Here is a 21878-nt window from a genome sequence, read left to right on the forward strand (position 1 = left end):
GCATGCTGCAGAAGGTCGTTCGCTCGGCCATCATCGACGCGCCGATCGCGCGCGTGTGGGAAGTGCTGCGCGACTTCAACAGCCACGACCAGTGGCACGCGGTGGTGGACAAGAGCCGCATCGAGCACGGGGAGCCTTCCTCGCGCGTGGGCTGCGTGCGCAGCTTCACGCTCAGCGACGGCAACCGCATCCGCGAGCAGCTCCTGGCCCTCTCCGACAGCGAGCACAAGTCGACGTACTGCATCCTCGATGCCACGGTGCCGCTCAAGCGCTATGTCGCCACCGTCACCCTCAAGCCCGTGACGGACGGGGACCGCACCTTCTGGCACTGGGAATCCAGCTTCGAGACGCCGCCCGGACGCGAGCAGGAGCTGCGCACGATGGTGGCGCAGGAGGTGTACGAGGCAGGCTTCGCGAACCTGCGGCGGTATCTCTCGCAGGGCGCGTCCAGCTCCGCTCGCCCTTCCGTCATCCCCGCGCCGGCGGGCAGCCAGGGAATCCTCGCGCCGGCGGGCAGCCAAGGCATCCCCGCGCGCGAAGTGCGCCTCGCCCGCTACGGCGGCCCGGAGGAACTGGAGACGGTCCACGCCGTCGCGCTGGCCCCGGGCCCCGCCGAAGTACGCATCCAGCAGTCCGCGGTCGGCGTGAACTTCCTCGACATCTACCTGCGCCGCGGCTGGATGCCCGGGCTGCTGCCCTTGCCCGGCGTGCTCGGCATGGAAGCGGCGGGAACGGTCATCGACGTCGGCCCCGGCGTGACCCATGTCCTGCCAGGCGACCGCGTCGCCTATCTCTGTCCGCAGCCGGGCTCCTACTGCAACGTGCGCACCCTGCCCGCGCGGCACGTCGTGCGGCTGCCCGCCGGCGTCGACGAGGAAACCGCGGCCGCCTTGCTGCTGAAAGGCGTCACCTGCGACTACCTGCTGCGCGACCTGGGCCACGTCGGCCCGGGCACGCGCTTGCTGGTCCATGCGGCCGCGGGCGGCGTGGGGTCCTTGCTGTGCGCCTGGGCGAAGCGGCTGGGCGCCACCGTCGTCGGCACCGTCTCGACCGAAGACAAGGCGCGCATCGCGCGCGCGCAAGGCTGCGAGCACGTGGTCGTGGCGCACGAGCAGCGCTTCGCCGACGCGGTGCGTGCCTTCTGCGGCGGTGCCGACGTGATCGTGGACGGCCTCGGTGCCGCCGCCGTCGACGAGAACCTGGCGGCCGCCGACCGCCGCTGCCACTGGATCAGCCTCGGCCAGGCCAGCGGCCCGCTGCCGCCGCTGGACCCCGGCCGGCTGGTGGCCAAGTCCATGACGTTCTCGCGTCCCGTGGTGTTCGACTTCGTCGCCACCCAGCGCGAACTGCAGGAACGCGCGGACCGCTTGTGGGCAGCGCTCGCCGACGCTACCCTGCCCGCGCCGCGCATCGAACGCTTCGCGCTCGCCGCCGCCGGCGCGGCGCACCAGAAACTCGAATCGCGCGCCAGCACGGGGTCGCTGGTGCTGCTGCCCTGAACAACGAAGGAGCTCCCATGATCGAAGGCCTGAACCACTTCACCGTGATCGCCGAGGACCCGGCGCGCACCATGGCCTTCTACACGCAGCTCCTCGGCCTCGAGGACGGCCCGCGACCCGACCTGGGCTTTCCCGGCGCGTGGCTGTATGCCGGCGGCCGCGCGGTGGTGCACGTCTACTTCGACCGGCCCGTGCCCGCCCAGCGCGCGGGCGTGATCGACCACATGGCCTTCACGGCGCGCGGCCTGAAGGAAACCAAGGCACGCTTCGACGCGCAGGGCGCCAAGTACGAGCTGCGGCGCCAGCGGGGCGCCGGCACCTGGCAGCTGTTTTGCCAGGACCCGAACGGCGCCCGCGTCGAACTGGATTTCGACGCCTCCGAGTCCGACTGATTCCATTCCGTTGGGCGGCGTTTACTCGCCGCCCGTCCGGCACACAAGCGTGCGTGCGTTAACGCGCTGCCTGCCGCCGTATCAGCTGTAATGGAACGCAAGGGCGGCTTGTAAAGCCCATCCGTAGCGGCTTACCGTTGAGCCATGAACGCCCCTCTTCCTTCCGCCCTGCACTTCGATGTCCAGGGCCTGGTGCATGCGGTCGCGCAGAACCAGTCGCTGGATGCCTTCCATGCCAACCTCACGGCCAAGCAGTGGGAGTTGCTGGGCAGCTACCTGCAGCCTTTCGCGGTGCGCCAGGGGCAGGTGGTGATCGAGCAGAACGCCAGCGACCGCACGGTCTACCTGGTGGAGTCGGGGCAGCTGACGGTGCACTACGAGGACGACAAGGGCCGCCTGCGGCTGGCGATGGTGGAATCGGGTTCGGCCGTGGGGGAAGGCGCCTTCTTCACGCGCCATCCGCGCAATGCGACCGTGCAGGCGGCCAGCGCGGCCAAGCTGTGGTCGCTCAGCCCGATCCGCTTCACCGAGCTCACCAACCGCCAGCCGCAGCTCGCGCTGGAGGTGGCGATGGCGCTCGGCTCGCTGGTGTCGCGCCGGCTCGCCAACCGTCCCAAGCGGGTCGCAGTGACTTAAGCGACAGCACCCGCCGCTCGTCCTGCACCCGTCCACGCCCGTCCGCCGACGCGGCGCTCTTACAAGGCCGTAACAGTTGGCCCCGCACACTGGCTGCAGCCCTCAGGGAAACGAAAGACAACGCGATGTTCAACTGGTTCTCCGGCAAGAAGAAGCCTGCACTGGACAGCGAGCCGCCCACCTCGGGGCTCTCGCGCATGGAATCGACCAAGCCCCACCACCACGCGCGCCGTGGCAACGGGGGCGCGGCCCAGCCCGGCAACCGCAAGCACGAGCGCCTGGAGCGCCGCGAGCTGCTGTACGCGGTGGTGCGCGAAGCGATGGTGCGCGCCGGCGTGCTGTCTTCGAGCTACAAGTTCAAGGTGCTGTCGCTGGACCAGCGCGGCCGCCAGTTCCTGGTGATGGTGGACCTGGCCGAAGGCGCGGCCAGCGACACGCAGCGCCTGTCCGAGATCGAAGCGATGGTCGCGCAGTCGGCCAAGGCGCGCCACGACATCCTGGTGTCCGCCGTGTACTGGCGCGCCAACGAACACGTGGCCATCGGCGACCCGGCGCACTTCACCTCCGCCAAGCCGCTGATCTCGCAGCCCGCGCCGCTGGAAATGCCTTCGCGGCCGGCACCGCTGGAGCCGCAGTCACGCCAGCGCGTGGAGCCGATCCGCTCCGACGAGGTCGCCGCGTTCCGCAAGGCCCTGGACGCGGGTGTGCGCGGCGAGAAGGCGCTCGCTTCCGTCAACAACGGCAAGGAGCCGCGCACCGTGACGCTGCTCACCGGGTTCGAGGACACCGAGATGGTGGAGAGCGACGTCAGGGAGCATCTGAGCGGGACGCAGTACGGGGCGCTGCGATAAGGGGCGGGAGGGCGGTGGGGTTCGCGTTGTTCACAAGCGCACCCCGCCGCCCCCACCGCGCCCGCCTTCAATGCCCCCCGAAATGCACGAAGGTGAACACGTCCAGCCCACCTTCCCGCAGGCGTTGCGATCCCCCCAGCTCCGGCAGGTCGACGATCGCGCAGCCTTCGATCACGGTGCCGCCCAGCTTCTCCAGCAGCTTCTTGCCGGCCATCATCGTGCCGCCGGTGGCGATCAGGTCGTCGATCAGCAGCACCCGCTGCCCGGGCTTGACCGCATCGGTGTGCAGCTCCACGGTCGCACTGCCGTATTCCAGCTCGTAGGTTTCCTCCACCGTGGTGAAGGGCAGCTTGCCTTTCTTGCGGATCGGCACGAAGCCCACGCCCAGCTCGTAGGCGACGACGGAGCCCAGGATGAAGCCGCGCGCATCCAGCCCCGCGACCACGTCCGGGCGGCGGTCCATGTAGCGGTGCACGAAGGCGTCGATCAGCACCCGGAACACCTTGGGGTCCTGCAGCAGCGGGGTGATGTCCCGGAACTGCACGCCGGGCGCGGGCCAGTCCGGCACGGTGCGGATGTGGCGGCGCAGGTAGTCGCTGACGTCCAGCGCGTCCTTGTCTTGCATGGTCAACCCTTGAGCAACGCTTCCTCGGCCAGGGCCAGCGGTTCGGGCCGGCCGGAAAGCACGAGCGTATCGCCATCCTGCAGCGTCGGGTCGGTCGCGGGGTCGATGGTGCGCCCATTGCCGCGACGCAGGCTCACCACGCGCACGCCTTCGCGATCGAGGTGCAGCTCGCTGAGCACCTGGCCCAGGGCGTCGCAGCCCATGGGCAGCGTCACGGTGGAGAGGCGCTCCTGTTCCACTTCCAGCGCCGTGCTGTCGTCGGCGCCGTGGAAGTAGCCGCGCAGCAGGTTGTAGCGGGCATCGCGCTGGTCCTGCACGAGGCGGATCACCCGCCGCATGGGCACGCCCACCAGCGCCAGCGCGTGGCTTGCGAGCATGAGCGAGCTTTCCAGGGTCTCGGGCACCACCTCGGTGGCGCCGGCCTTCTGCAGCCGTTCCAGGTCGAAGTCGTCCTTGGTGCGCACGATCACCGGCACGTGCGGGGCGTGCGAGCGCGCGCTGGCCAGCACCTTCAGCGCGCCGGGCACGTCCAGGTAGGTGATGACCAGGGCGGAGGCGCGCGCCAGGCCGGCGGCGATCAGCGCTTGCAGCCGTGCCGCGTCGCCGAACACCACCGAGTCGCCGGCGGCCGCGGCTTGCCGCACGCGGTCGGGGTCCAGGTCCAGCGCCATGTAGGGGATGCTTTCCTGCTCCAGCATCCGCGCCAGGTTCTGGCCGCAGCGCCCGTAGCCGCAGATGATCACGTGCTTGTTGGCGTTGATCGACTTGCGCGCGATGGTGGTCATCTGCAGGGACTGCAGCAGCCATTCGTTGGCCACCAGCTTCATCACGATGCGGTTGCTCCACTGGATGATGAAGGGCGTGGCGATCATCGACAGCACCATGCTCGCCAGCACGGGGTGCATCAGCCGCGCGGGCACCAGCCCGTTGCCGAAGGCCAGCGCCAGCAGCACGAAGCCGAATTCGCCGGCCTGCGCCAGGTACAGGCCGGTGCGCAAGGACACGCCCATGGACGCGCCGAAGGCCTTGGCCAGCGTCGTCACCAGCAGCAGCTTGAACGCCACGGGCGCCGTGACCAGCAGCAGGACCATCGCCCAGCGTTCGGCCACCGGCCGCCAGTCCAGCAGCATGCCGATGGTGATGAAGAACAGGCCCAGCAGCACGTCGTGGAAGGGCCGGATGTCGGCTTCCACCTGGTGCTTGTACTCGGTCTCCGAGATCAGCATGCCCGCGATGAAGGCGCCCAGCGCCAGCGACAGCCCCGCCAGCTGCGTGAGCCAGGCCAAGCCCAGCGTGACCAGCAGCAGGTTCAGCACGAACAGCTCGTCGCTCTTGCGCCGCGCCACCAGGGTGAGCCACCAGCGCATCGCGCGCTGGCCGCCGGACAGCAGCAGCGCGATCAGCAAGGTCGCCTTCAGCGCGGCGATCCCGACCTCGCGCAGCAGTACCTCCGGCGGGCTGCCCAGTGCGGGGATCAGCACCAGCAGCGGCACCACGGCCAGGTCCTGGAACAGCAGCACGCCCATCACGCGCTTGCCGTGCTCGGACTCCAGCTCCAGCCGGTCGGACATCATCTTCACGACGATGGCCGTGGAGCTCATGGCCAGGGCGCCGGAGAGGGCCAGCGCGCTCTGCCAGGGCATGCGCCAGTACTGCGGCACGAGCAGGGACAGCACCAGCGCCCCGAGGGTCGAAGCCGCGACCGTCAGCACCACCTGGAACAGCCCCAGCCCGAACACGTGCGTGCGCATGGCGCGCAGCTTGGCCAGGTTGAACTCCAGGCCGATCACGAACATCAGGAAGACGACGCCGAACTCGCCCAGGTGCCGCACGCTCTCGGAGTCCTCGGCGACGGCCAGTGCGTTGGGGCCGATCACCACGCCGACGATGAGGTAGCCCAGCATCGGCGGCAGCCGCAGGGAGCGGCACAGGACCACGCCCAGCACGGCCGCCAGCAGGTACAGCAAGGTCAACTCGAGCGAGCTCATTGCCCACTATGCTATCCGGCACGGCCCCGCTTCCGGAGCCGACCGCGCCCCGCGCCTTAAAATCGGACGATGACTCCTGCTTCCCTGCCGGTGGCGGACACCGCGGCGCCCCCGCCCTTCGACGGAGCGCGCGCGATCCGGCTGGCCCGCGAGACCCTGGACATCGAGGCGGCTGCCGTGCGGGGGCTGGGCGCGCGCGTGGACGAGGCCTTCGGCCGGGCCGTGGAGACCATGCTGGCCGTGCGCGGGCGCGTGGTCGTGATGGGCATGGGCAAGAGCGGCCACGTGGGCCGCAAGATCGCCGCCACCCTCGCTTCCACCGGCACGCCGGCCATGTTCGTGCATCCGGCCGAGGCCAGCCACGGCGACCTGGGCATGATCAAACCGATCGACCTCGTGCTGGCGATTTCCAACGGCGGCGAGAGCGACGAAATCACGGTGATCCTGCCGGTGCTCAAGCGCCTGGGCGTGCCGCTGGTGGCCATGACCGGCAACGGCAAGTCCTCGCTCGCGCGCCACGCCGACATCGTGCTGGACAGCGGCGTGGAAAAAGAGGCCTGTCCCTTGAACCTGGCACCCACCGCCAGCACCACGGCGCAGCTCGCACTCGGCGATGCGCTGGCCGTGGCGCTGCTCGATGCGCGCGGCTTCCAGGCCGAGGACTTCGCGCGTTCGCACCCGGGCGGCGCGCTGGGCCGCAAGCTGCTCACGCACCTGTCGGACGTCATGCGCACCGGCGAGGCCGTGCCGCGCGTGGGCCCGGACGCGAACTTCACCACGCTGATGCGCGAGATGAGCGCCAAGGGCCTCGGTGCCTCGGCCATCGTGGGCGAGGACGATCGGCCGCTGGGCATCTTCACGGACGGCGACCTGCGCCGCCTGGTGGAAAAAGGCCTGGACCTGCGGTCGGTGCGCGCGCGCGAGGTGATGCACCCCGCCCCGCGGACGATCCGCTCCGACGCGCTGGCCGCCGAAGCCGCGGCGCTGATGGAGCAGTACCGCATCACCAGCGTGCTGGTCGTGGATGCGGAGGGGCGGCTGGTCGGCGCCGTCAACAGCAACGACTTGATGCGCGCGAAGGTCATCTAGAGCATGGCGATGTACCCCGCGCGCACGTTTGCGCCCGAGCTGCTGCTGGCCGCGCAGGGCATCAAGCTCGCTTTCTTCGACGTCGACGGCGTCATGACGGACGGCGGCATCCTGTACTCCGACGAAGGCGAGACGCTCAAGCGCTTCCACACGCTCGACGGCCTGGGCCTGAAGCTGCTGCAGCGCGCCGGCATCACGCCCGTGGTGATCACCGGGCGCGACTCCAAGCCGCTGCGCAAGCGCCTGGAGGCGCTGGGCGTGCGCGAGGTGCACTACGGCACCGAGGACAAGCGTCCGGCGGCGGAAAAGACGCTGGCCACGCTGGGCCTGGACTGGTCCCAGGCGGCCGCCATGGGCGACGACTGGCCCGACCTGCCCGTCATGCGCCGCTGCGCCCTCGCGGTCGCGCCGCCCGACGCGCACGTGGAAGTGCGCCAGTGCGCCCGCTACGTGACCGAGGCCGCGGCCGGCCACGGTGCGGCGCGCGAGTTCTGCGACCTGCTGCTGGTGGCCTCGGGCCGCTACGCGCAGTTGCTGGAGGCGTACGGGTGAGGACGGCGCGCGGTTTCGGCCGTGCCTGGGACCGGATCTCCATCTACCTGCCCATCATCCTGATGGCGCTGCTGGCCCTGGCGACCTACTGGCTCGCACGCACGACGCCCACCCTGGGCGGCAGCGCGGCGGCGGGCATCCGCGCGAGCAAGCACGAGCCGGACTACTTCCTCAAGAACTTCTCGGTGAAGTCCTTCGGCGGCAACGGCCGCCTGAAAACGGAAATCCTGGGCGTCGAGGGCTACCACTACCCGGACACGGACACGACGGAGATCGTGAACCCGCGCATCCGCTCCTACAGCGAAGCGGGTGCGCTCACCGTGGCGACGGCGAAAAAAGGCATCAGCAACGGCGACGGCTCGCAGGTACAGTTGCTCGGCGACGCCGTGGTCACGCGCGAAGTGCCCGGCAAGGACCAGCCCAAGCTGCAGGTCAGCGGCGAATTCCTGCACATCTTCGCCAACGAGGAGAAGGTGAAGTCGGACCGGCCCGTCACGCTCAGGCGCGGGCAGGACGTCTTCCAGGCGGACAACATGGAGTACGACAACCTGGACCGCGTGATGGAACTGCGTGGCCGCGTGCGCGGTGTCCTGCAGCCGCGCGGAGCCACGCCCTGATGGCGCCGCTCGTTTTCATCACGGGCGCGTCCAGCGGCATCGGGCAGGCGCTCGCCTTGCGCTACTACCGCGCCGGCTGGCGGCTGGCGCTGGTGGCGCGGCGCGCGGCGGAGATGGCCGAGTGGGCCGAGGAGCAGGGCCTCACTTTCGGCCGCTGGCACGTGTATGCCGCCGACGTGGCCGACATCGACAGCATCACCGCCGCCGCGCAGCTGTGCATGGCGCAGCAGGGCGTGCCCGACGTGGTGGTCGCCAACGCCGGCATCAGCGTCGGCATGGACACCGCGCAGCGCGAGGACCTGGACGTGATGGCCCGCACCTTCGCGACCAACAACGTCGGCATGGCGGCGACCTTCCATCCCTTCCTGGACCCGATGCGGGCGCGGCGCAGCGGCGCGCTGGTGGGCATCGCCAGCGTCGCGGGCATCCGCGGGCTGCCGGGGCACGGCGCGTATTGCGCCAGCAAGGCCGCGGTGATCAGCTACTGCGAGAGCCTGCGCGGGGAAGTGCGCGGCAGCGGCGTGCAGGTCGTCACGATCGCGCCGGGCTACGTGAAGACGCCCCTGACGCAGCAGAACCGCTATGGGATGCCGTTCCTGATGGAGGCGGCGGATTTCGCCGATGCGGCGTTCCGCGCGATTTCCAGGGGCGTGAGCTACCGGGTGATTCCCTGGCAGATGGGCGTGGTCGCGAAGCTGTTGCGGGTGTTGCCCAATGCGCTGTTCGACCGCGTGCTGGCGGGGCGTCCGCGCAAACATCGGCAGGGCGGGCGCTGAGGGGTTGCGCGGTGGGTTCGCGCGACCCCGCCGCGCAAGCCCGCCACCAACGAAAAAGGCTCCCGCAGGAGCCTTTCGTTCAGGGGAAGCCGGACTCAGTAGCCGCCGCCACCGCCGCCGTACCCACCACCGCCGCCGCCACCGGAGCGGCCGCCGCCGCCACCGCCGCGCGGGCCGGCGCCGTAGGGACTGCGGAAGCCGCCGTCCTGGCCGCCACCGCCGCCGGAGCGGCCACCGCCGCCGCCGCCGTAGCCGCCGCCACCGCCGGAGCGACCACCGCCGCCACCGCCGCCGCCGTAACCACCACCGCCGCCGCCGCCGTAGCCACCACCGCCGCCGCCGCCGCTGCCACCGAAGCCGCGCGGACGCTGCTCCATGGGACGGGCTTCGTTGACCACGATGCTGCGCCCGCCCAGGGGCTGGCCGTTCATGCCCTGGATGGCCGCCTGCGCTTCGCTGTCGCTGCCCATTTCCACGAAACCGAAGCCCTTGGAGCGGCCGGTTTCACGTTCCATCATGACCTTGGCGCTGGTCACCTGGCCAAATTGGCTGAACGCCTGCTCCAGGTCGCTGTCACGCACCTGGTACGGCAGGTTGCCTACGTACAATTTGTTGCCCATCTACAGGGACTCCTGAAAAAACATGAAAGACCGGAAGCGATGGAGTCCCGAAAACGCATTCAACGAGAGACGCGAAAGGCACCTTGTCACCGCACCTACGTGTCAGGACAGACCACGTTTTTCCATTATGGAGCAGATACCCACGGCGGTGGCAAGGCCCAAAAGGCCCATAGGGCCGCAAAAAGCAGCCGCGCGCCGGACGGCGGCCGGGCATGAAAAAAGGGCCGTGTAGGCCCTTTTCATTCAGTTCGCGTCCCGCGAGGCGGGACCGGCGATCAGTAGCGGTCGCGACCGCCGCCGCTGCCACCACCGTAGCCGCCGCCACCACCACCGCTGCCGCCGCCGCCGAAGCCACGGCCGCCGCGATCGCCGCCGCCGCCACCACCGCCGTAGCCGCCGCCACCACCACCGCCGCCGCCGCTACCGAAGCCGCGCGGACGCTGCTCCATCGGACGCGCTTCGTTGACGACGAGCGCGCGGCCGCCTTGCTGGTGGCCGTTCATGGCTTCGATGGCTGCCTGCGCCTCGGCGGGGCTGCCCATCTCGACGAAGCCGAAGCCCTTCGAGCGGCCGGTGTCACGTTCCATCATGACCTTGGCACTGGTGACCTGGCCGAACTGGCTGAACGCCTGCTCGAGGTCGCTGTCGCGGAAAGAATAGGGGAGGTTCCCCACGTAGAGTTTGTTGCCCATTCAGGGACTCCTGGAAAAAACGCAAAAGCGATGGAGTCCGCAAGACGCAATCAAAACCACGCGAGACAAAGACAAACACCGCATACCTGCAAACCCCTGAGAGATTCGCCCAAGCATTATGCACCGGGTGGCGCGTGTCGTGCCTCCGGACTAGCCCTGAGGTGTCGCCGCCGGGCCAGTTGATGGTCCGGCGCCACGGTTCCTACCAGTTCGCCTCGCGCTCCGGCGTCGCCCCGATGCGGTGGATCGCCAGGTCGGCCCCCGCGAATTCTTCCTCTGCAGACAGCCGCAACCCCATCGCCGCCTTGATCAGGCCATAGACCGCGAAGCCGCACGTGAGCGCCCAGGCCACGCCCATCGCGCTGCCGATGACCTGCGCGAAGAAGCTCACGCCGCCCAGTCCACCCAGCGCCTTGTTGCCGAAGATGCCCGCGGCGATGCCGCCCCACAGGCCGCACAGGCCGTGCAAGGGCCACACCCCCAGCACGTCGTCGACCTTCCAGCGGTTCTGGGTCAGCGTGAACATCACCACGAAGATGACGCCGGCACAGGCACCGACGGCGAGTGCCCCGACCGGATGCACCAGGTCGCTGCCCGCGCACACCGCCACTAGCCCGGCGAGCGGGCCGTTGTGGACGAACCCCGGGTCGTTGCGGCCCAGCAGTACCGCGGCGAGGGTGCCGCCCACCATCGCCATCAGCGAGTTCACCGCCACCAGGCCCGAGACCTTGTCGATGGACTGCGCGCTCATGACGTTGAAGCCGAACCAGCCCACCGTGAGCACCCAGGCGCCCAGGGCCAGGAACGGGATGTTGGAAGGCGGGTGGGCCGAGATCGCGCCGTCCTTGCGGTAGCGGTTGCTGCGCGCGCCCAGCAGGATCACCGCCGGCAGGGCCAGCCAGCCACCGACGGCATGGACCACGATGGAGCCGGCGAAGTCGTGGAACTCCGCGCCCGTGAGCGCGTGGATCCAGGCCTGCACGCCGAAGCGCTGGTTCCAGGCCACGCCTTCGAACAGCGGGTAGACCACGCCCACGATGACGGCGGTGGCCAGCAGCTGCGGCCCGAAGCGTGCGCGCTCGGCGATGCCGCCGGAAATGATGGCCGGGATGGCCGCCGCGAAGGTCAGCAGGAAGAAGAACCTCACCAGCTCGTAGCCGCTCCTGGCCACCAGCTGGTCGGCCCCGACGAGGAAGCTGGTGCCGTAGGCCACGCCGTAGCCGACCAGGAAGTACGCGACGGTCGAGACGGAGAAGTCCACCAGGATCTTCACCAGCGCATTCACCTGGTTCTTCTTGCGCACGGTGCCCAGCTCGAGGAAGGCGAAACCGGAGTGCATGGCCAGCACGAGGATGGCGCCCAGCAGGATGAACAGGACGTCGGCGCCCTGTTTGAGTGCTTCCGTGGAATTCATGGGGATGGAAATGCTTTGTTGTGGTGCGTTCCGGGGCCGATTCAGGCGCCCGCACCAAAAGGAAGCAATAACCACGCCACGAGGGTGCGTCGCAGAGGCCGGTAGAATCCAGCCCGTCATTGGGGAGTAGCCTCCCTCCGATTCGCGAGAGGGGCTGGCGTCAACAGACTTGGGATGCGCACGCATCCCATGGCGCCGGCGATCTTCGGACTTGGCGAGACCTTTGACCGCGCAGCCTCCCATCCAGGCCGGAGGAGCAGCGCGGTCAAACGCGTCTTCGTTTTCCGGCCGGAGTTCCCATGCAGGCCTTTCTCGTCTCCACCGGCATCGTCGCGCTCGCGGAAATGGGCGACAAGACGCAGCTGCTGTCGCTCGTCTTGGCCGCGCGCTTTCGCCGTCCCTGGCCCATCGTGCTGGGCATCTTCGTGGCCACCCTCGTCAACCACGGGCTCGCGGGCGCCGTGGGCAGCTGGGTCACGAGCGTGCTGGGTCCGGACCTGTTGCGCTGGATCCTGGGCGCCTCCTTCATCGCCATGGCGATCTGGATGCTCATCCCCGACAAGCTCGACGAGGACGAGGCGGGCGCCGGTCCGCGCCATGGCGTCTTCCTCACCACCCTCGTCGCCTTCTTCCTGGCGGAGATGGGCGACAAGACCCAGGTGGCCACCATCATGCTGGCCGCGCAGTTCGACGCCTGGGCCCCCGTGGTGGCGGGCACCACGCTGGGCATGATGCTCGCCAATGCGCCGGTGGTCTGGTTCGGCGACGCGATCACGCGCAAGGTGCCGATCAAGCTGGTGCACACGATCGGCGCGCTGGTGTTCCTGGTGCTGGGGGTGGTGGCGCTGTGGCCGAAATGAAAAGCATGTCATGCCGGGCCTGACCCGGCAGCCAGGAGGCGGCCGATCGGCGCCCCCAGGGATCGCGGGTCGAGCCCGCAAGGACATGCCATATACTTCCGCCAGCGCCGATTTGCCTCGATTGCGGGCGCTCAATAAATGCCGCTAAAGACAGGCCGGACCCGGCCCGCTTCAGCGGTCCGGGTTTTTCCTTTTCGATGACGCTGATCGCCACGCCACGGTTCATGAGCTTCGACGCGCCGCTTGCCCTGCAAAGCGGTGCCTCGATCCGTGGCTATTCGCTTGCCTACGAGACCTACGGAACGCTCAACGCGGACCGCAGCAACGCCGTCCTGATCTGCCATGCGCTCAACGCCTCGCACCACGTGGCGGGCGTCTACCCGGGCCAGGACCGGTCCGAAGGCTGGTGGGACACCATGATCGGCCCCGGCAAGCCGGTGGACACCGACCGCTTCTTCGTGATCGGCGTGAACAACCTGGGGTCCTGTTTCGGCTCCACCGGCCCGATGCACGTGAACCCGGACACCGGCCGCGTCTACGGCGCCGACTTCCCCGTGGTGACCGTGGAAGACTGGGTCGACGCGCAGGCCCGCCTGCTCGATCGCCTGGGCATCACCCAGCTCGCGGCCGTCATGGGCGGCAGCCTGGGCGGCATGCAGGCGCTGTCGTGGACGCTGCAGTACCCGCAGCGCGTGCGCCACGCCGTGGTAGTGGCGAGCGCGCCCAACCTCAACGCCGAGAACATAGCCTTCAACGAAGTGGCGCGCCGCGCCATCGTGACGGACCCGGATTTCCACGGCGGCCATTTCTACGAGCACGACGTGGTGCCCAAGCGGGGCCTGCGGATCGCCCGCATGATCGGCCACATCACGTACCTGTCCGACGACGTGATGAACGAGAAGTTCGGCCGCCAGCTGCGCAACGGCATCGAGCTGTCGTACACCACCCAGGACATCGAGTTCCAGATCGAGAGCTACCTGCGCCACCAGGGCGACAAGTTCAGCGAGTACTTCGACGCCAACACCTACCTGCTGATCACGCGCGCGCTGGACTACTTCGATCCGGCGCGGCGCCACAACGGCAACCTGGCCAAGGCGCTGGCCGTGGCGCGCGCGAAGTTCCTGCTCGTGAGCTTCAGCACCGACTGGCGCTTCTCGCCGGCGCGCAGCCGCGAGATCGTCAAGGCGCTCCTGGACAACCGGCGCGACGTGAGCTACGCCGAGATCGACGCGCCCCACGGCCACGACGCCTTCCTCCTGGAAGACCCGCGCTACCTGGGCGTGGTCCGCTCCTACTTCGACCACATCGCCGCCGTCACGCCCGCGCCCACGCCGGCGCCGCTGCGCGAGCTTCCCGCGGGGGCGGTGCTGTGAGCGATCGGGGCACCCTGGAAAGCATCGCGCGGCTGGTGCCCGAAGGCTCGCGCGTGCTCGACCTGGGCTGCGGCGAAGGGGCGCTGCTGGACCACCTGCAGCGCCACCGCGGCTGCAGCGGCTACGGCATCGAGATCGCCGACGAGAACGTGCTGGCCTGCGTCAAGCGCGGCGTCAACGTGATCCAGCTGAACCTGGACCAGGGCCTGAGCATCTTCGACGACGACAGCTTCGACGTCGTGCTGCAGATCGACACGCTGCAGCACCTGCGCAATGCCGAGACCATGCTGCGCGAGACGGCGCGCGTGGGCAAGGTGGGCATCGTCGCCTTTCCCAACTTCGCGCACTGGCCCAATCGCCTGTCCGTGGCGCGCGGGCGCATGCCAGTGACCAAGCGCCTGCCGTACCAGTGGTACGACACGCCCAACATCCGCGTGGGCACCTTCAAGGACTTCGAGGTGCTCGCCACCAAGAACCGCCTGACCGTGCTCGATTCCTTCGGACTGCAGGACGGCGAAGTGCGGCGCGTGCTGCCGAATCTCACGGCCGGCACGGCCGTCTTTAAATTCGAGCGCGCCTGAACTAGACTGGCGGCACCGGGAAAGCAGCCTCCCGGCCCTTGCGGAAAGACGGTGTCCCGTCCAAGCGCTGGCAACTCTTGCATGGAGCCAACCGTGGACACCGACCTGCCTGGCCTTTCCCCTGCCGAACTGAACCTCCTGCTCGGTCGCGCCGACCGCCCGCTGTTGCTGGACGTGCGCAAGCCCCAGCATTTCACGGCCAGCGAGCAGCTCCTGGCCGGCGCCGTGCACTGCGCGCCGCAGGACGTGGCTGCGCTGGCGCGCGAGCAGCCGCCGCGCGAGGTCATCGTCTACTGCGTCTACGGGCACCACGTGAGCCAGGAGGCGGCGCGCACGCTGCGCAGCGCCGGCTGGAACGCGCGCTGGCTGCAAGGCGGCATCGAAGGCGGTGAGTCCGGCGAGGACGCCCTGGAGGACATCGCCCGCTGGCGCGACGCGCCGCCGCTGCGCATGCGCAAGCGCGCGGACCTGGGCGTCACCGGCGAGCGCCCCTCGCGCTGGATCACGCGTGCGCGGCCCAGGGTAGACCGCGTCGCCTGCCCCTGGCTGGTGCTGCGTTTCATCGACCCGCGTGCGCAGTTCTTCTACGTGCCCGCCGGCGAGGTCCTCGCGCAGGCGCGCAAGCTGGAGGCCGTCGCCTTCGACGTGGACGGTGCGCCGATCACGCATGCCTGGGAGAAGTGCAGTTTCGACGCGCTGCTGGATGCCTTCGGCCTGCACGAGCCCGCGCTGGACGCGCTGGCGGCCATCGTGCGCGGCGCCGACACCGACCGGCATGCGCTGGCACCGCAATGCGCCGGCCTGCTCGCGGTTTCGCTGGGGCTGTCGCGGCTGCACGCCGACGACCACGCCATGCTCGCGGCGGCGCTGCCGCTGTACGACGCCCTGTACGCGTGGTGCCGCGGTGCGCGGGCCGAGACGCACGGCTGGCAGGACCACGCATGAGTGCGGTTGCGGCAAGAGCCGAACGCGTCGAAGCGCCCGCCCCCGTGCCCTTCGCCGAGGCACTGAAGTTCTGGCTGCTGCTGGGCTTCATCAGCTTCGGCGGCCCCGCCGGGCAGATCGCGATCATGCACCGCGAGCTGGTGGAGCGGAAACGCTGGATCTCGGAGCGGCGCTTCCTGCACGCGCTGAACTACTGCATGCTGCTGCCCGGGCCGGAGGCGCAGCAGCTGGCCACGTACATCGGCTGGCTGATGCACCGCACCTGGGGCGGCATCGTCGCGGGCGGGCTGTTCGTGCTGCCGTCGCTGGTGATCCTCATCGCGCTCAGCTGGGTCTACGTGGCCTTCGGCAACGTGGGCTGGGTGGCAGGGATGTTCTACGGGATCAAGCCCGCGGTCGCCGCGATCGTGTTGCACGCGGTGTGGCGCATCGGCAGCCGGACGCTGCGCAGCCCGCGACAGGTGCCGCTGCTGTGGGCCGTGGCCCTCGCAAGCTTCGTCGCGATCGCCTTCCTGGGCGTCCCCTTCCCGCTGGTGGTGCTGTTGGCGGCGCTGGTCGGCGTGGCGGGCGGGCGCTTCGTGCCGGCACAGTTCGCCACAGGCGCAGGCCATGGCAAGGCGCACGCCTCCTACGGCCCCGCACTGATCGACGACCACACGCCGACCCCGCCGCACGCGCTGTTCCGGCGCTCGCGCCTGGCGGCCGTGGTCGCCGCCGGCGCCGTGCTGTGGGCCGTTCCGATGGCGCTGCTGGCCGGGGCGCACGGGCTGCACGGCACGCTCGCGCAGATGGGCTGGTTCTTCACCAAGGCGGCGCTGCTCACCTTCGGCGGCGCCTATGCCGTGCTGCCCTATGTCTACCAGGGGGCCGTGGAGCAGTTCCAGTGGCTCACGGGTACGCAGATGATCGACGGGCTGGCGCTCGGCGAGACCACGCCGGGGCCCCTGATCATGGTGGTCGCCTTCGTCGGTTTCGTCGGGGGCTGGACCCGCCAGGTGCTGGGGCCGGACGCGCTGTTCCTGGGCGCGGCGCTCGCGGCCTCGGTGGCGACCTGGGTCACCTTCCTGCCGTCCTTCCTGTTCATTCTGGCGGGTGGCCCGCTGGTGGAGTCCACCCACGGCCAGCTGCGCTTCACCGCGCCGCTGACGGCGATCACGGCCGCGGTGGTGGGCGTGATCGCGAGCCTGGCCCTGTTCTTCCTCGTGCACATCGCGCGCGAGCAGCCCACGCTCGGCTTTCCGGTGGACCTGGTGTCGCTCGCGATCGCCGCCGCTGCCGCGGTCGCGCTGTTCCGCTTCAAGGCGGGCGTGATCCCGGTGATTGCCACCTGCGCGGTCACAGGCATGTTGCTCCGGCTCGCGGGAATCAGCTGATGCCGCGCGGGCAGCGCCGCGCTATGCTGCCCGCATGAACATCCTGATCACCGGCGGCGCCGGCTTCCTCGGGGCGCGCCTGGCGCGCGCCTTGCTCAAGGCAGGTTCCCTGTCGCTGCGCGGTGCTGCGGCCCGCCCCATCCAGCAGGTCGTGCTGGCCGACCGCGGTGCGGCGCCGGCCGACCTGCTCGCCGACCCGCGCGTGCGCGGCGTGCAGGGCGACCTGATCGAGCTGGTGCAGCGGCGCGAGCTGCCCGCCGCCGGCACGGACCTGGTCTTCCACCTCGCGGCGGCCGTCAGCGCCGAGTGCGAGGTCGACTTCGAGCTCGGCCTGCGCAGCAACCTGGACACCACCCGCGCGCTCCTCGATGCCTGCCGCGCGCTGGGCACCACCCCCGTGTTCGTGTTCGCGAGCTCGCTCGCGGTGTTCGGCCGGCAACCCGGCGAGCCGCCGCTGGGCACGATGGCCGACGACACGCTGCCCACGCCGCAAGGCAGCTACGGCATCCAGAAGTTCATCTGCGAGCAGCTGGTGGCCGACTACACGCGCAAGGGCTTCATCGCCGGGCGCAGCGTGCGCCCGATGACGGTCGCCGTGCGGCCCGGCCGCCCGAATGGCGCCGCCTCTGGTTTCTTCAGCGGCATGATCCGCGAGCCCCTTGCGGGCGAGCGCGCCCGCATCCCGGTGCCGCCGGACACGCCCGTCGCCCTGGCCTCGCCCACGCGCACCGTCGAAGGCTTCGTGCGCGCTGCGCAGGCCAGCGACGCCGAGTGGGGCCAGCGCACCGCGATCAACCTGCCTTCGCTGCGCACCACGGTGGGGGCCATGGCAGCGGCGCTGGAGCAGGTGGCGGGTCCGCAAGCCGCGGCGCTGCTGGACTGGCAGCCCGACCCCGGCATCGAAAAGCTGGTCCGCAGCTGGCCGGGCGACGTCGCCTGGGACCGCGCGCGCGGCCTCGGCCTGCGCAACGACGCGAGCTTCGAAGCCATCGTGCGCGAGTACATCGAAGAGAACCCGCAGGCCGTGCGCCTGGCCCCGCGCTGAGGAGACGCCCATGCCCCGCTTTGCCGCCAACCTGTCCATGCTCTATCCGGAGCACGACTTCCTCGAGCGCTTCGCCGCCGCCGCGCGTGACGGCTTCCGGGGCGTGGAGTTCCTCTTCCCTTATGCCTACGAGCCCAGGGAACTGGCCGCGCGGCTGCGCGACAACGGCCTGCAGCAGGTCCTGTTCAACGCGCCCCCGGGCAACTGGGACGGCGGCGAGCGCGGCCTGGCCTGCCTGCCGGGGCGCGAAACGGAATTCCGCGAGGGCATCACGCAGGCGCTTCGCTACGCCGAGGCGCTGCAGTGTCCGCGCCTGCATGTGATGGCGGGCCTGGTGCCCCAGGGGCAGGAGCGCACGGCGCTGCGACCCAATTACGTGGCCAGCTTGCGCTGGGCCGCGCGCGAGGCGGCGAAGCAGGGCGTGCAGGTGCTGATGGAGCCGATCAACACGCGCGACATCCCGGGCTTCTTCCTCAATCGCCAGGACCATGCGCACGAACTGCTCGCGGAGATCGGCGAGCCCAACGTCCAGGTGCAGATGGACCTGTACCACTGCCAGATCGTCGAAGGCGACCTGGCCATGAAGATCCGCCAGTACCTGCCCACCGGCCGCGTCGGCCACTTCCAGATCGCCGGCGTGCCGCAGCGGCACGAGCCGGACGTGGGCGAGCTGAACTACCCGTACCTGTTCTCGGTGATCGACGAGGTGGCTGCCTCCTGCGGCTGGCAGGGCTGGGTCGGCTGCGAGTACCGTCCCGCGCGCGGTGCGCAGGCCGGCGGGACGAGCGAGGGGCTGGGCTGGCTGCGGCGGCTCGGGGCGGGCGCTTCCTGAGTTGACCATCGCCCTCGAGGGGGACCCTGCCGGCGCACCCTGGACCCGGTAGGCTCGCGCATGGCCTGGACCCTGGCGCACCCCGTCCACAGTGAACTGCTGATCCGCAAGAGCCGCTTCCTGGGATGCGTGCAACCCGTGGCGGGCCGGGCCGAAGCGCAGGCGGTGGTCCAGGCGCTGCGCGCCGCGCATCCGGGCGCCGCGCACGTCTGCTGGGCACTGCTCGCCGGTGGCCAGTCGGCGGCCAACGACGACGGTGAGCCGGGCGGCACGGCCGGCCGCCCCATGCTGGAAGTGCTGCGGCACCAGCAACTCGAAGGCGTGCTGGCCACGGTGGTGCGTTATTTCGGCGGCGTGAAGCTGGGCGCGGGCGGGCTGGTGCGGGCGTACACCGATGCGGTGGCGCAGGCGCTGCTGGACGCGCAGAAGGTGCAGTTGCAGCGGCTGCTGCAGCTGGCGTGCCGGGTCCCGTACGCGCTGGAAGGCATGGTGCGGCGCGAACTCGAACACGCCGGCGCCGCGCTCGGGCCGGTGCGGCACGGGGAGGTGGTGGAGATCGCGTTCAGCGTGGCCGAAGGCGCTGCGGCGACACTGCAGGCGCGCTTGAACGAGGCCGGGCAGGGGCAGCTCGCGTGGCTTGGCTGACGGTGGGGTTCGCGCTTCGCTGTCTCACCGCCACCCTGCAAGTCCCGCCGACTTGCTGGTGGGACTGGTAGGGTGGGCCGGCGCCAGCCGGCAAAGGTGAGTCGCAGGCGAACCCCACCGTTGGGCCGCCTCACCCCAGCTGCTTCAGGAACTCCATCGCCGCCGCGGGCGCCCGCTCCTTGGCGCCGTTGATGAAGAAGACGAAGGCTTCATTGCCCGCCTTCAATTCCGTCCACTCCCGCGCGCCCCGCACCCACCGCTGCAACTCGCTGGGCGCGTAGCCCGTCACGCAATCGGCCTCGCTGCGCATCAGGCGCAGATACGCCAGCTCGCTCCTGGCGTGCGGAATCGAGGGAAACTTCGGCGAGTCGGTGTACACCGTGGTGCAGCCGTGCCGCGCCAGCAGCGCCAGGTATTCCTCGGTGGCGAAGCTCTCGTGCCGCACGTCCAGCACGTGCCGCAAGGGCCGTCCTTCCACCTCGCGCGGCAGCAGCTTCAGGAACGCCTCGACCTCGTCGGCGGTGAAGCGCTTGGTCGGCATGAACTGCCAGACGAGGGGCCCGAGCTTGTCCCCGAGCTGCGCCAGCCCGCTGCCCACGAAGCGCGTGATGCCCTCGGCCGCCGTGCCCAGGTCCTTGCGGTGCGTCGTGAAGCGGTGGGCCTTGAGGCTGAAGACGAAGCCCTCCGGCGTCTGGTCGCGCCACTTCGCGAAGGTGTCCGCCTTGAAGGTGCTGTAGAAGGTGCCGTTGACCTCGATGGCCGTGAGCTGCCGGCTGGCGTACTGCAGCTCGCGGCTGTGCGCAAGGCCGGCGGGATAGAAGTTGTCGCGCCAGGGCTCGAAGGTCCAGCCGCCGACGCCCACATGGATGCGCGGGGTCATGGCGCCGCATCCTAGCCCAGCATGCGCACTGCGCGCTACAGTCATGCAAATGAACGCTCCCCTGCACCGCGAACTCCCGCCCACCTTGCTCGACAGCGCACGCGCCCTGGACCAGGTGACGCGGCAGTGGGACAGCGACATCGTCCGCCAGGTCACCGACTACATCGCGATCCCGGCCAAGTCGCCCGGCTTCGACCCCGAGTGGCAGCAGCACGGCTACATCGACACGGTGCTGCGCAATGCGGCCAGCTGGGTCGAGGCGCAGAAGGTCGAAGGCCTGCAGCTCGAGATCGTGCGCTTGCCCGGGCGTACGCCCGTGCTCTTCTTCGACGTGCCGGCGACCAAGGCGGACACGACGCAGACGATCCTGATGTACGGGCACCTGGACAAGCAGCCCGAGTTCACCGGCTGGCGCAGCGACCTCGGTCCGTGGACGCCCAAGTACGAGGACGGCAAGCTCTATGGCCGCGGCGGCGCCGATGACGGGTATGCGGTGTACGCGAGCATCGCCGCGATCCAGGCCCTCAAGGCCCAGGGCCAGCCGCACGCGCGAATCGTCGGCCTCATCGAGACCTGCGAGGAATCCGGCTCCTACGACCTGCTTCCCTACGTCGATGCATTGCGTGCGCGGCTGGGCGACGTGGGCCTGGTGATCTGCCTGGACTCGGGTGCCGGCAACTACGACCAGCTGTGGCTCACGACCTCGCTGCGCGGCCTGGCCGGCGGCACGCTCAAGGTGCAGATCCTCACGGAAGGCGTGCACTCGGGCGACGCGTCGGGGCTGGTGCCTTCCAGTTTCCGCATCATGCGGCAGGTGCTCGACCGGCTCGAGGACAGCAAGACCGGCCGCCTGCTGCCGCAGAACTTCCATTGCGAGATCCCCGCGCAGCGGCTGGAGCAGGCCAGGGCGACGGCCGCCATCCTCGGCGACGAGGTCTACAAGCGCTTTCCCTGGGCCCACGCCGACTGCGGCGGCTCGACGCAGTCCGCGCTGCCCACGACGACCGACCCCGTGCAGGCGCTCGTCAACCGGACCTGGACGCCGACGCTGTCCGTCACGGGTGCCGAAGGTTTCCCCGCGATGCAGGATGCCGGCAACGTGCTGCGGCCCTATACGGCCTTCAAGCTGTCGCTGCGCCTGCCGCCCCTGGTGGACGCCGCCGCCGCCGTGCAGGAGCTCAAGACGCTGCTGGAGGACAACGCGCCTTACCAGGCGAAGGTGACCTTCGAAGGCAGCGGCGCGGCCTCCGGCTGGAACGCGCCGCCCACGACGGACTGGTTCGAACAGGCCTTGAATGCCGCATCGCTCGCGCACTATGGCGCGCCGGTGGGCTACATCGGGCAGGGCGGAACCATCCCGCTGATGAACATGCTCAGTCAGGGTTTTCCGCAGGCGCAGATGATGGTCTGCGGCGTGCTGGGGCCGCGCAGCAACGCGCACGGCCCCAATGAATTCTTGCACGTGCCTTACGCGAAGCGCCTGACGGCCGCCGTCGCGGAAGTGATGGCACGCATGCCGTGACCGACGTGCGCGCACTGTTCGTCGGCCACGCAGCGCGTCCACCGGTTGGGGCATTGACACCCACGGTGCCT

The 21878-nt window shown here is 69.9% G+C and carries 22 protein-coding genes, 1 pseudogene and 1 riboswitch; of the genes and pseudogenes, 17 read left to right on the plus strand and 6 right to left on the minus strand.

The annotated features are described in order from the left end of the window. Positions 1–2 precede the first annotated feature (2 nt). The 4 genes from AC3EGR_RS05790 (at position 3) to AC3EGR_RS05805 (ending at position 3378) form a co-directional block, all read left to right on the plus strand. On the plus strand, positions 3–1499 hold the full coding sequence (locus AC3EGR_RS05790) for an SRPBCC family protein (protein WP_488545494.1): 1497 nt from the start codon (positions 3–5) through the stop codon (positions 1497–1499). A gap of 17 nt (positions 1500–1516) precedes the next feature. Further along, positions 1517–1891: a VOC family protein gene (locus AC3EGR_RS05795; protein ID WP_488545495.1), complete on the plus strand. Its 375-nt coding sequence runs from the start codon at positions 1517–1519 to the stop codon at positions 1889–1891. A gap of 144 nt (positions 1892–2035) precedes the next feature. Next, positions 2036–2527: a Crp/Fnr family transcriptional regulator gene (locus tag AC3EGR_RS05800; RefSeq protein WP_488545496.1), complete on the plus strand. Its 492-nt coding sequence runs from the start codon at positions 2036–2038 to the stop codon at positions 2525–2527. A 125-nt stretch (positions 2528–2652) separates the two neighbouring features. Further along, on the plus strand, positions 2653–3378 hold the full coding sequence (locus AC3EGR_RS05805; RefSeq protein ID WP_488545497.1) for a hypothetical protein: 726 nt from the start codon (positions 2653–2655) through the stop codon (positions 3376–3378). Positions 3379–3445: 67 nt separating this feature from the next. Here AC3EGR_RS05805 and AC3EGR_RS05810 read toward each other — a convergent pair whose 3' ends face one another. Then, a complete protein-coding gene (locus tag AC3EGR_RS05810; RefSeq protein WP_488545498.1) occupies positions 3446–4003 on the minus strand; it encodes an adenine phosphoribosyltransferase in 558 nt (185 codons plus the stop codon). Between the two features lie 2 nt (positions 4004–4005). After that, positions 4006–5991, minus strand: coding sequence for a monovalent cation:proton antiporter family protein (locus AC3EGR_RS05815; RefSeq protein ID WP_488545499.1), 1986 nt, complete (start codon positions 5989–5991; stop codon positions 4006–4008). A 69-nt stretch (positions 5992–6060) separates the two neighbouring features. On the opposite strand from AC3EGR_RS05815, the gene AC3EGR_RS05820 reads away from it, so the two are divergent. The 4 genes from AC3EGR_RS05820 to AC3EGR_RS05835 are packed head-to-tail and all read left to right on the plus strand — an operon-like array spanning position 6061 to position 9025. Continuing rightward, entirely contained in the window at positions 6061–7080 is a 1020-nt protein-coding gene (locus tag AC3EGR_RS05820; protein WP_488545500.1) for a KpsF/GutQ family sugar-phosphate isomerase, read from the plus strand. 3 nt (positions 7081–7083) lie between these two features. Continuing rightward, positions 7084–7632 carry a KdsC family phosphatase gene (locus tag AC3EGR_RS05825; protein ID WP_488545501.1) on the plus strand — a complete coding sequence of 183 codons (549 nt, stop codon included), beginning with the start codon at positions 7084–7086 and terminating at the stop codon, positions 7630–7632. Beyond that, positions 7629–8249, plus strand: a complete 621-nt coding sequence (gene lptC, locus AC3EGR_RS05830; RefSeq protein ID WP_488545502.1) for an LPS export ABC transporter periplasmic protein LptC — start codon at positions 7629–7631, stop codon at positions 8247–8249. Before AC3EGR_RS05825 ends, lptC begins: the two co-directional genes overlap by 4 nt. After that, complete coding sequence (locus AC3EGR_RS05835) at positions 8249–9025, plus strand: SDR family oxidoreductase (RefSeq protein ID WP_488545503.1); 777 nt, start codon at positions 8249–8251, stop codon at positions 9023–9025. The genes lptC and AC3EGR_RS05835 overlap by 1 nt, the downstream gene beginning before the upstream one ends. Before the next feature lie 95 nt (positions 9026–9120). Here AC3EGR_RS05835 and rbp (AC3EGR_RS05840) read toward each other — a convergent pair whose 3' ends face one another. The 3 genes and pseudogenes from rbp (AC3EGR_RS05840) to AC3EGR_RS05850 all read right to left on the minus strand — a co-directional run bounded on the left by rbp (AC3EGR_RS05840) (position 9121) and on the right by AC3EGR_RS05850 (position 11751). Further along, positions 9121–9645 carry an RNA-binding regulator gene (gene rbp, locus AC3EGR_RS05840; RefSeq protein WP_488545504.1) on the minus strand — a complete coding sequence of 175 codons (525 nt, stop codon included), beginning with the start codon at positions 9643–9645 and terminating at the stop codon, positions 9121–9123. A gap of 290 nt (positions 9646–9935) precedes the next feature. Continuing rightward, a pseudogene (gene rbp, locus AC3EGR_RS05845) lies at positions 9936–10337 on the minus strand (RNA-binding regulator); the annotation flags it as partial. 202 nt (positions 10338–10539) lie between these two features. Next, on the minus strand, positions 10540–11751 hold the full coding sequence (locus AC3EGR_RS05850) for an ammonium transporter (RefSeq protein WP_488545505.1): 1212 nt from the start codon (positions 11749–11751) through the stop codon (positions 10540–10542). Between the two features lie 109 nt (positions 11752–11860). Next, a riboswitch (yybP-ykoY riboswitch) is annotated at positions 11861–12049 on the plus strand. Position 12050: 1 nt separating this feature from the next. Between AC3EGR_RS05850 and AC3EGR_RS05855 the strand changes: the two genes are divergently transcribed. The 8 genes from AC3EGR_RS05855 to AC3EGR_RS05890 all read left to right on the plus strand — a co-directional run bounded on the left by AC3EGR_RS05855 (position 12051) and on the right by AC3EGR_RS05890 (position 19405). Then, complete coding sequence (locus AC3EGR_RS05855) at positions 12051–12611, plus strand: TMEM165/GDT1 family protein (protein ID WP_488545506.1); 561 nt, start codon at positions 12051–12053, stop codon at positions 12609–12611. Between the two features lie 197 nt (positions 12612–12808). After that, positions 12809–13984: a homoserine O-succinyltransferase MetX gene (gene metX, locus AC3EGR_RS05860; RefSeq protein ID WP_488545507.1), complete on the plus strand. Its 1176-nt coding sequence runs from the start codon at positions 12809–12811 to the stop codon at positions 13982–13984. Then, a complete protein-coding gene (gene metW / locus AC3EGR_RS05865; RefSeq protein ID WP_488545508.1) occupies positions 13981–14565 on the plus strand; it encodes a methionine biosynthesis protein MetW in 585 nt (194 codons plus the stop codon). Before metX ends, metW begins: the two co-directional genes overlap by 4 nt. A 93-nt stretch (positions 14566–14658) precedes the next feature. Next, complete coding sequence (locus tag AC3EGR_RS05870; protein WP_488545509.1) at positions 14659–15510, plus strand: chromate resistance protein ChrB domain-containing protein; 852 nt, start codon at positions 14659–14661, stop codon at positions 15508–15510. Beyond that, positions 15507–16883 carry a chromate efflux transporter gene (gene chrA / locus AC3EGR_RS05875; RefSeq protein WP_488545510.1) on the plus strand — a complete coding sequence of 459 codons (1377 nt, stop codon included), beginning with the start codon at positions 15507–15509 and terminating at the stop codon, positions 16881–16883. The genes AC3EGR_RS05870 and chrA overlap by 4 nt, the downstream gene beginning before the upstream one ends. A 34-nt stretch (positions 16884–16917) precedes the next feature. Next, positions 16918–17928: a D-erythronate dehydrogenase gene (gene denD / locus AC3EGR_RS05880; protein ID WP_488545511.1), complete on the plus strand. Its 1011-nt coding sequence runs from the start codon at positions 16918–16920 to the stop codon at positions 17926–17928. Between the two features lie 10 nt (positions 17929–17938). After that, the gene (gene otnI, locus AC3EGR_RS05885; RefSeq protein WP_488545512.1) at positions 17939–18760 is read left to right on the plus strand and encodes a 2-oxo-tetronate isomerase; all 822 of its coding nucleotides are present in this window, start codon (positions 17939–17941) and stop codon (positions 18758–18760) included. A gap of 60 nt (positions 18761–18820) precedes the next feature. Beyond that, positions 18821–19405, plus strand: a complete 585-nt coding sequence (locus tag AC3EGR_RS05890; RefSeq protein WP_488545513.1) for an IMPACT family protein — start codon at positions 18821–18823, stop codon at positions 19403–19405. 130 nt (positions 19406–19535) lie between these two features. Here the strand turns inward: AC3EGR_RS05890 and AC3EGR_RS05895 are convergent, their stop codons facing one another. Beyond that, on the minus strand, positions 19536–20285 hold the full coding sequence (locus tag AC3EGR_RS05895; RefSeq protein ID WP_488545514.1) for a DUF72 domain-containing protein: 750 nt from the start codon (positions 20283–20285) through the stop codon (positions 19536–19538). A gap of 49 nt (positions 20286–20334) precedes the next feature. Between AC3EGR_RS05895 and AC3EGR_RS05900 the strand changes: the two genes are divergently transcribed. Next, positions 20335–21807 carry a M20 family metallopeptidase gene (locus AC3EGR_RS05900; RefSeq protein ID WP_488545515.1) on the plus strand — a complete coding sequence of 491 codons (1473 nt, stop codon included), beginning with the start codon at positions 20335–20337 and terminating at the stop codon, positions 21805–21807. Positions 21808–21878: the final 71 nt, after the last annotated feature.

The organism is Ramlibacter sp. G4-7, assembly GCF_057784995.1.

Bases quoted from the DNA above. Each gene is read 5' to 3' on its own strand.
- chrA (WP_488545510.1), top strand. From the start codon at position 15,507: ATGAGTGCGGTTGCGGCAAGAGCCGAACGCGTCGAAGCGCCCGCCCCC.
- AC3EGR_RS05820 (WP_488545500.1), top strand. From the start codon at position 6,061: ATGACTCCTGCTTCCCTGCCGGTGGCGGACACCGCGGCGCCCCCGCCC.
- AC3EGR_RS05795 (WP_488545495.1), top strand. From the start codon at position 1,517: ATGATCGAAGGCCTGAACCACTTCACCGTGATCGCCGAGGACCCGGCG.
- AC3EGR_RS05835 (WP_488545503.1), top strand. From the start codon at position 8,249: ATGGCGCCGCTCGTTTTCATCACGGGCGCGTCCAGCGGCATCGGGCAG.
- AC3EGR_RS05810 (WP_488545498.1), bottom strand. From the start codon at position 4,003: ATGCAAGACAAGGACGCGCTGGACGTCAGCGACTACCTGCGCCGCCAC.
- otnI (WP_488545512.1), top strand. From the start codon at position 17,939: ATGCCCCGCTTTGCCGCCAACCTGTCCATGCTCTATCCGGAGCACGAC.
- AC3EGR_RS05815 (WP_488545499.1), bottom strand. From the start codon at position 5,991: ATGAGCTCGCTCGAGTTGACCTTGCTGTACCTGCTGGCGGCCGTGCTG.
- metX (WP_488545507.1), top strand. From the start codon at position 12,809: ATGACGCTGATCGCCACGCCACGGTTCATGAGCTTCGACGCGCCGCTT.
- AC3EGR_RS05805 (WP_488545497.1), top strand. From the start codon at position 2,653: ATGTTCAACTGGTTCTCCGGCAAGAAGAAGCCTGCACTGGACAGCGAG.
- AC3EGR_RS05895 (WP_488545514.1), bottom strand. From the start codon at position 20,285: ATGACCCCGCGCATCCATGTGGGCGTCGGCGGCTGGACCTTCGAGCCC.
- AC3EGR_RS05890 (WP_488545513.1), top strand. From the start codon at position 18,821: ATGGCCTGGACCCTGGCGCACCCCGTCCACAGTGAACTGCTGATCCGC.
- AC3EGR_RS05850 (WP_488545505.1), bottom strand. From the start codon at position 11,751: ATGAATTCCACGGAAGCACTCAAACAGGGCGCCGACGTCCTGTTCATC.
- AC3EGR_RS05825 (WP_488545501.1), top strand. From the start codon at position 7,084: ATGGCGATGTACCCCGCGCGCACGTTTGCGCCCGAGCTGCTGCTGGCC.
- AC3EGR_RS05790 (WP_488545494.1), top strand. From the start codon at position 3: ATGCTGCAGAAGGTCGTTCGCTCGGCCATCATCGACGCGCCGATCGCG.
- AC3EGR_RS05800 (WP_488545496.1), top strand. From the start codon at position 2,036: ATGAACGCCCCTCTTCCTTCCGCCCTGCACTTCGATGTCCAGGGCCTG.
- denD (WP_488545511.1), top strand. From the start codon at position 16,918: ATGAACATCCTGATCACCGGCGGCGCCGGCTTCCTCGGGGCGCGCCTG.
- AC3EGR_RS05855 (WP_488545506.1), top strand. From the start codon at position 12,051: ATGCAGGCCTTTCTCGTCTCCACCGGCATCGTCGCGCTCGCGGAAATG.
- AC3EGR_RS05900 (WP_488545515.1), top strand. From the start codon at position 20,335: ATGAACGCTCCCCTGCACCGCGAACTCCCGCCCACCTTGCTCGACAGC.
- rbp (WP_488545504.1), bottom strand. From the start codon at position 9,645: ATGGGCAACAAATTGTACGTAGGCAACCTGCCGTACCAGGTGCGTGAC.